This is a genomic window from Pseudomonas avellanae BPIC 631 (assembly GCF_000444135.1).
Taxonomy (GTDB): domain Bacteria; phylum Pseudomonadota; class Gammaproteobacteria; order Pseudomonadales; family Pseudomonadaceae; genus Aquipseudomonas; species Aquipseudomonas avellanae.
Genome location: NZ_ATDK01000072.1, coordinates 1 through 6,521, shown reverse-complemented (window position 1 = coordinate 6,521; position 6,521 = coordinate 1). Strand labels below are relative to the sequence as shown.

Genomic DNA, 6,521 nt, shown 5'->3' with positions numbered 1-6,521 from the left:
GGTGGGAGACGACCGAATTTCACAGCCACGTGTACGAACTGGGCGAACTGGCGAGCGCTGTGGAGTTGACCGTCAAGCCGTGGGCCACAGGTCCCAAGCTTGACCAGGTCAGCCATTCGCGGCACTGCATCCTGTTCGAGCAGCTGCGCTATTTTGCGTACAGCATCGTCAATCGCGAGCGCGAGCTGGGTTCGTTCGAGTCGTTCATGCGCTCGCTCGATGCGTATGCGTACAACCACAACAGCTTTCTAAAGCAGGGTTTTTCCGAAAACCTGCCGCTGTCGTCGATACGCGCCACGGTCAAATCCGTAGGTCGCTGGACGTGGGATCGGTACACCGGTGATCGTCGTTGCCACCGAGGAGCAATGCAGCTCGATGGCAGCCTGTCGCTCACCGAACGGCAAAGCCTGGCTGCCAGGCGCACCCATGAACTGCGGCACAAAGCCACCGAATCGAAGATACGCGCTGCGTGCCGGCAGCTTCAAGACCAGGGCAAAGCGTTGGTGCGTTCTGCAATTGCAACACTCGCCGGTGTTTCGGCGAGAACGGTGGCCAGCTACACGCACATCCTCACTGAAGTCGCTCAACCGACCACTGTGAGCGTTCTCAAGGTCAGCCGTAAGGCTGTGCCCATGCAACCTCAGCAAGATCGTTCACCTGCTACTCCACCCGTCCAGGCCCCGGTTGGTCAGCCTGCTGATGGCCGCGCCTCGGGTGTGCAATATGGTGTACATCAGATATCTGCGGTCCCGCAGGGGCCGCAAGCCGGGAAGCCCTTAAAGACCGAACATGAGGATGGTTCATGATGGGGAGTGCGCTGATGAGTGTTGTGTTCTCTGGCGCATTCTTGTGTTGATCCGCTCGACCTACATAGAATGCGCTGTGGTTACTCATTGCTGGGGTGGGTTTCAGCGCTTTGTTACCTTTCTCAACGCATCAAAATAGACACCTACAGGAGTTGTAAGGTGAACAATCGACGTAATGATTCGGATGATTTGGTACTGCTGGGCATCGCCATTGCAGTGATCGTTGTGTGCCTGTTTGTATGGAAGTTCTCGAAAGCTGTCAGCCTCGATTTTCATGCCGGAGGCCGTCTGCTGCTTGGCATGATCATCGGCATTGCGATTCTTTGTGCAGGGTGGTGGCAAGAAAATAATTACGGATCTATTTTGACCGTAAAAAATGTACTGCCTGCATCACTGGCCGCTGTCTGGCTGGGGTTTTGGCCTGCATTGCAACAATGGGGCAGCGTAGGCCTGTTCTTCCCAGGTGAAGTGCAAGATGTAGAGTGGTGGGCTAATGGGTTCACTCGCTGGGGCGTGTTGCTCATCATTGTGTTGGGCGGCTATTCCTATGTACACCGTACCCGTGACGGGTACTAAGTTTTGATAGGACCACTTGTTGCACAGGAGCAGTCATGTCGCCGGTAACCATCATCGAAGGCTTGTCAGACGCTGAACGTGAATTGGTGATCAAAGGATTGCAAGCACTGCGTCGAGAACGCGGTTTCGCGTGGAATGTAGCGTGTGATGTGGCTGCGCGGAGTAATGTGACGGTGTCACCGTCACTTTCCCTATATGGCATCACCGAGATTGAACACCTGGCGCGCCGATTTGGTGGGTCAGCGTTGCATTGGAGCGAAGCATGACAACACGGACCGATCACCCCGATACGTCAGGCGGCGATTTTTGGTTGCCCCTTAACATTTCTGTTACCCGCCAGCCCTTGCCTGAAGGGATGGTGTACGCCTTTCGTGACATCGATATGGGTGAGTTGGGCAGGTTGGTGATCGAATCCACGGTTGACGGTGAAACGCGAATCTCCAGTGAAGTCGCGGGCGATCCGCAAGACCCCATGACAGCGCAGCGTCTCAAGGTGTTTGAACCTATCAGCGAGGCACTGACCCATCGTCTGGAAACGACACTGGGTCGTGGACGTCCTACAGCCCTCCCCGTCCGGTTATCTGAGCCACGTGGGCAGGTCCCGGTTGAGGAGGTCTATTGTGAAGTATGCAATCAACTGGTGGCTTTGGTTGTATTTGCCGATGAGGCCAATGACCTTGGCCAGCTGGAAGATTGTGCACGCATGATGTACATGCACTATGCCTGGCATAACGTGCCTACCTGGCTTATCGGTCCGCAATACTGCGGTGGCCCGATACCTCAGCGACGCGCCAATGTTCTCCAGGTGTGGCCGCAACACGGCCCACTGGAGAGCCTGCGACCAGAAGAATTCAATCCGCGCATTGAGGCGTTGGCCACGCAACATTGCAAATAGGGGGTGTAAGCCGGAATTCCCGAAATTTCCATTCAGGTGAAGTATTGAGTATGACAAACTAGGTGGGCCTACTGCCTAGAGCTGGAAGAGCGAACCATCAGCATTTCTGGGCAGGAAATATCCCTTAATGCAGGACATATCTCTTATGCAAATCTGCACATGCGTTTGCTTGCGAAAAGAAGTGCCTGCGTATAGATCCGGCCCTTCCAGAAAGGGAGACCGGATTGATGCGTAATCCGGTAGCCCTACCGCAACGCGAGCCTGGTGCAATGTCTGGAACACAGCGCAATCTAGTTTACGTTTGAGATTGTCCTGATCGCCATTAAAACCAGGGGTGTTGAGTGGTATGTCCTCGGACGTAGCAACAAGGATGTCGTAAGCAGCTCGAAGCTCATCAAGAGCGCCTTCGTCCGTCAGATTTAGACATAAACCTAAGTCGATCACAGCGCCAATGACAAATGGCCGCTTGATCGCACCTTTGCCACGGCCGGAGTGTTTTTTGATGTGTTGGGCATAGCTCAAAGCACGCTCTGGACTGTTTTCCCAGAAATATGCGCCTTCACCCAACCAGTCATAATCGTTGACACTCTGAGCAACATGCTCACCAGCGAGCACAGCTTCCCCGATTTTTCGATCGCAACCGTGAAAACCGAGAACAAATGAGGGAAGCTGTTGATACATCAGCGATAGGCGGCCTTCAGCTGGCCGTTTGTGTTATATACGCCTGTTTTAAGGCGGAAAGCCTTAGCTTCAGCAGGATCGCCAGCAAGAATCTGAGCCAGCTGGCGAAAGCGCTCCGCAGCTTCAATATGCGGGTTTTCAGTCTTGCTGGTTTTTTTGGCTTTTGCAGTCATGTCGACCTCCCAGAGGGATCGGCTGGATGTACGCTCATTTTATAGACAATCGAAAGGTTTGTCAGTTGACATTTAGTGATGACCCACTGCAATAGTCATGCGGTTGGTATTGCCCCATCGGATTTGTTCGCTGCTTCGGCAGCAGCACCTTCATGCCCTTGCGACCAGGCGTATGCCGAGGCTTATCCAACCATTGCTTCCCAATCCGTTTTCGGTTTCGGGTCGACCGGTCCGGCCTTTCCAAGGACATATACGGATCCGACGCGTTCACGCTGTGTGATAGCTAACAACTTCCACCCTTCCTGTTGGATTCGCTGATTGGCTTCTTCAACGCCCAGTGCTTCCACCAGTTGAAACGCTTCATGCAGCTGCATTAATAATCCCCCATATACTCACTTGCGGTTTTCGGCGCGCCCTCACCCAAGTATCCGATCTTAACCTTAGCTTGGTTCTGTGCCCACACACGTTTTACCTGGCTGACACTGACCCCCGCCAGCCGCGCAGTTTCCGCAATGCTACACCCGCCGCCTTTAAGGGCAATGATCTGTTCATGCACTTTAGCATTCGGCTTACGTCCTCTGTATCTACCAGCGCTCCTGGCCAAGTCGATGCCTTGCCGCTGTCGCTCTCGCCGGTCCTCGAAGTCGTCACGCGCTATTTGCAGTGCAACACGCAACAGCATGTCTTGTACACCTTGCAACACCACCTTGGCGACGCCACTGGATGCCTCGGCCAATTCCGATAAATCGACGATGCCGGGCACCGCCAAGCGTGCGCCCTTAGCCTTGATCGCGTCCACAAGCCTTTCTGCTTCGATCAAGGGAAGACGGCTGATTCGGTCGATCTTCTCTGCGATGACGACTTCACCTGGTTGCAGGTCCTCGATCATGCGCAACAGCTCGGGACGGTCGGATCGAGCGCCCGATGCTTTTTCGCGATAGACCGCAGCTACGTAGTAGGGGAGCCTACAGAATTCGGAAAAAATCGTACGCTAAGGTTTTCCGATCTGTCGTAACGGCCTGAATTTCCCGTCTTCCAGCTTGCGGCTCTGCCGCCAGACGTAATCGCCGGTCAGGTTGACGTGCTCCCAGCCCAACGGCGACAGATACTGATATAGGTCGTTATCCACCGGCTTCCCGGCATCAGCCAGCCCTTGGGTGGCCCGTTCATGTATAGGAATTTCAATAATTCCTATACAGGGTAATCCTCCTAAAAAGGCACCCTCTGCGTGATGCCAACGTGGCGTCGATGTCGGCAAAAAGCTTTTTTCACCCATCACCCACGCCGAAAAATGGATTGAAAGCGACTTTTCTGTGCCTTTTCCAGATTTTGGACGCACCTCTCCCGTATCAGGCCGGCACGTACCTCAATTGCGCGATGCTTTGAGCGTTGTTGATCAAGCCCTGCACTGTCAGACCGGCGATGGCTGCGGTGTACACCATCCGCGCTCCGCACAGCACGCAGCTGAACGGATCCCGATGCAAGAACGCTTTGCTCATCTGCGCAAAATACAGTTTTGGCGCTTTGCCACGCCTTTCCATTCGTAGCGCCTCATACACCCGGGGTAGCTGTCGGCCACAGACGCGGTTGGCCAGAAATCCAAAATACCGGATCATCCGAAAGTGCTTCTCCGGGATGTGCTGCACCACCCGGCGCAGCATGTCGGTCTGGCTCAGTGTTTCCTGCTGATAGGTCTTGGTGCGGTGATCCAGGTAGGTGAAGCTCAACGTGGCACCGGAGGTGTAGTGCGCCAGACGACTGCCCGAGATGGGCGGTTTTTTCAGGTAGCGGCCCAGGTAATTGACGGTCTTTTTGCCGTTTTTCGTCTTCTTCGACAAGTGGATGTGCCAGTGCTGACCACCGGCGTTGAGCACGAGGTGACGCCAGTCATTTTCGCTCTGCAGATGAGCGTTTTCAGGTGGGACGGTGGTGTGCTCCCACTGACTGAGCAGGTACTGGCGTACATTCCACATCCAGCGTCGACGCAAGGCTGATGGATGAAACGAAAGATCTTTCCAGACACCTGCGTCATCGATCCCACCCAAGGTGACCGAGACATGGATGTGTGGGTGCCAGTTAAGTCGCCGCCCGTAGGTGTGGATGGCGCAGAAAACACCCACCTCCACGCCCCGGCGTCGGCCCGCATAGAGCAGGTTGTCGACGGCCAGGCGACACAAGGCATCGAGCCAGTGACGGTTATGAAAGAACAGCGGCCACAGGGTGTCAGGCAATGTGAACACCAGGTGTTGCCAGGTACACTCGGGTAAGCGGTGCTGTTGATTGGCTATCCACTGATCGGTAGCCTTTTTGCCGCAGGATGGACAGGCGCGGCAACTGCAGGTGTTGCACAGGTATTTGACGTGCGGGCAGCTGTGGTTGCCGCAGGTGTAGTGTTTGACGCCCAGGATCGAGGTGCCGCAGGCCAGCATTTTGGTGACGGACTCGACTTCGATGTCGCGTAAGCCGCCCTCCTCGATGAGGTGTGCCCAGCACTGGTTAGCGGTGAAGAGGTTTTTGAGCGGTCGAGGTGTGTAGGCTGGACTCATCTGAAGCAGCAGCGGTGGGTAAGCAGGCTTCATGATGATCAATAATGGGCCTCATGACAAAGCTCAAATCGATGTTCATTGCTCCCCGGCCCTCATATTTCCCCGCAGGCTGGGAACTGCCGGCTGGTGCGGCTCCACTAACACTTCCGTGCTCTCTACAAGCAATCGTATTTTTTGGTTTACGTATAGAGCCTAGTCATTCATTCTATTTATAAGAACCAGACAAGAGGACAAGTGCTATGAACAGGCTTCACAAGACCAGTCTGCTGGCGGCTATATTGACCGCATCCCCCTGCATTATGGCAGCTAACGCTCATGCTATGAGTTGTCCTGTCCCGCAAAGCGTGAAGTACGTTAATGGTATCTATATCGCGCCGGAAACGTTTGCTGGTTGGGAGGGGAACTGGGTTTCTCAACCACACAAGAAACACTCCATTAAAGAGTTTTCCACTGCTTTATATCTTTCAGTGGATAAAAGTCAGAAGGGAGGAACATTGACTAACTGTAGTTATTCACTAAGCGGAGATAATGGCGTAATAGATCTTGAGTATCGAAAAGCAGGAAATGAGAATAGACTAAAGACACTTATCGTTTCCATTGAAGGTCAGCACAATTGGATTAAAGAGCGTGGCGCGGTTGGAATTCAAGGATATGAATGTACAAAGTCAGCATCTGAGTGTCAGTTCGTTCCGCTGCGGCTAAACGAGGACTGATGAGTTTATGCATGGGGATTTTAAGATGCCTATGCATCAAGTTGACGTTATGAAGAAGGCGTCATGTCTTCATAGCCCCCTTCGAGGAGATGTGCCCAATACTGGTTAGCGGTGAAGAGGTTTTTGAGCGG

General features: G+C 53.9%; 9 protein-coding genes and 2 pseudogenes. 5 read left to right on the top strand and 6 right to left on the bottom strand.

Features of this window, described 5'->3' with window-relative positions:
* The 4 genes from DW49_RS01000000128070 to DW49_RS0105530 all read left to right on the top strand — a co-directional run.
* The coding region (locus DW49_RS01000000128070) for a primase C-terminal domain-containing protein (protein WP_024421121.1) at nt 1–806 on the top strand (806 nt) is incomplete at its 5' end.
* A gap of 159 nt (nt 807–965) precedes the next feature.
* Complete coding sequence (locus DW49_RS0105540) at nt 966–1,382, top strand: hypothetical protein (RefSeq protein WP_005619498.1); 417 nt, start codon at nt 966–968, stop codon at nt 1,380–1,382.
* 35 nt (nt 1,383–1,417) lie between these two features.
* Complete coding sequence (locus tag DW49_RS0105535) at nt 1,418–1,648, top strand: hypothetical protein (RefSeq protein ID WP_024421120.1); 231 nt, start codon at nt 1,418–1,420, stop codon at nt 1,646–1,648.
* 89 nt (nt 1,649–1,737) lie between these two features.
* Nucleotides 1,738–2,277: a hypothetical protein gene (locus DW49_RS0105530; protein ID WP_017685039.1), complete on the top strand. Its 540-nt coding sequence runs from the start codon at nt 1,738–1,740 to the stop codon at nt 2,275–2,277.
* A gap of 75 nt (nt 2,278–2,352) precedes the next feature.
* On the opposite strand, the gene DW49_RS0105525 is transcribed toward DW49_RS0105530, so the two are convergent.
* The 6 genes and pseudogenes from DW49_RS0105525 to DW49_RS0105505 all read right to left on the bottom strand — a co-directional run bounded on the left by DW49_RS0105525 (nt 2,353) and on the right by DW49_RS0105505 (nt 5,710).
* Entirely contained in the window at nt 2,353–2,958 is a 606-nt protein-coding gene (locus DW49_RS0105525; protein ID WP_024421119.1) for a hypothetical protein, read from the bottom strand.
* Nucleotides 2,958–3,131, bottom strand: a complete 174-nt coding sequence (locus DW49_RS1000000133035; RefSeq protein WP_005759896.1) for a hypothetical protein — start codon at nt 3,129–3,131, stop codon at nt 2,958–2,960. The genes DW49_RS0105525 and DW49_RS1000000133035 overlap by 1 nt, the downstream gene beginning before the upstream one ends.
* A gap of 182 nt (nt 3,132–3,313) precedes the next feature.
* Entirely contained in the window at nt 3,314–3,505 is a 192-nt protein-coding gene (locus tag DW49_RS0105515; RefSeq protein ID WP_010208571.1) for a hypothetical protein, read from the bottom strand.
* A pseudogene (locus tag DW49_RS01000000128065) lies at nt 3,505–4,089 on the bottom strand (recombinase family protein); the annotation flags it as partial. The gene DW49_RS0105515 and the pseudogene DW49_RS01000000128065, both read right to left, overlap by 1 nt.
* A 33-nt stretch (nt 4,090–4,122) precedes the next feature.
* Nucleotides 4,123–4,299: pseudogene (locus DW49_RS1000000131750) on the bottom strand (Tn3 family transposase); the annotation flags it as partial.
* Nucleotides 4,300–4,480: 181 nt separating this feature from the next.
* On the bottom strand, nt 4,481–5,710 hold the full coding sequence (locus tag DW49_RS0105505; RefSeq protein WP_080336767.1) for an IS91-like element ISPsy3 family transposase: 1,230 nt from the start codon (nt 5,708–5,710) through the stop codon (nt 4,481–4,483).
* Nucleotides 5,711–5,916: 206 nt separating this feature from the next.
* Here DW49_RS0105505 and hopBM1 point away from each other — a divergent pair, with 206 nt between their 5' ends.
* A complete protein-coding gene (gene hopBM1 / locus DW49_RS1000000129550; protein WP_074800939.1) occupies nt 5,917–6,390 on the top strand; it encodes a type III secretion system effector HopBM1 in 474 nt (157 codons plus the stop codon).
* Nucleotides 6,391–6,521: the final 131 nt, after the last annotated feature.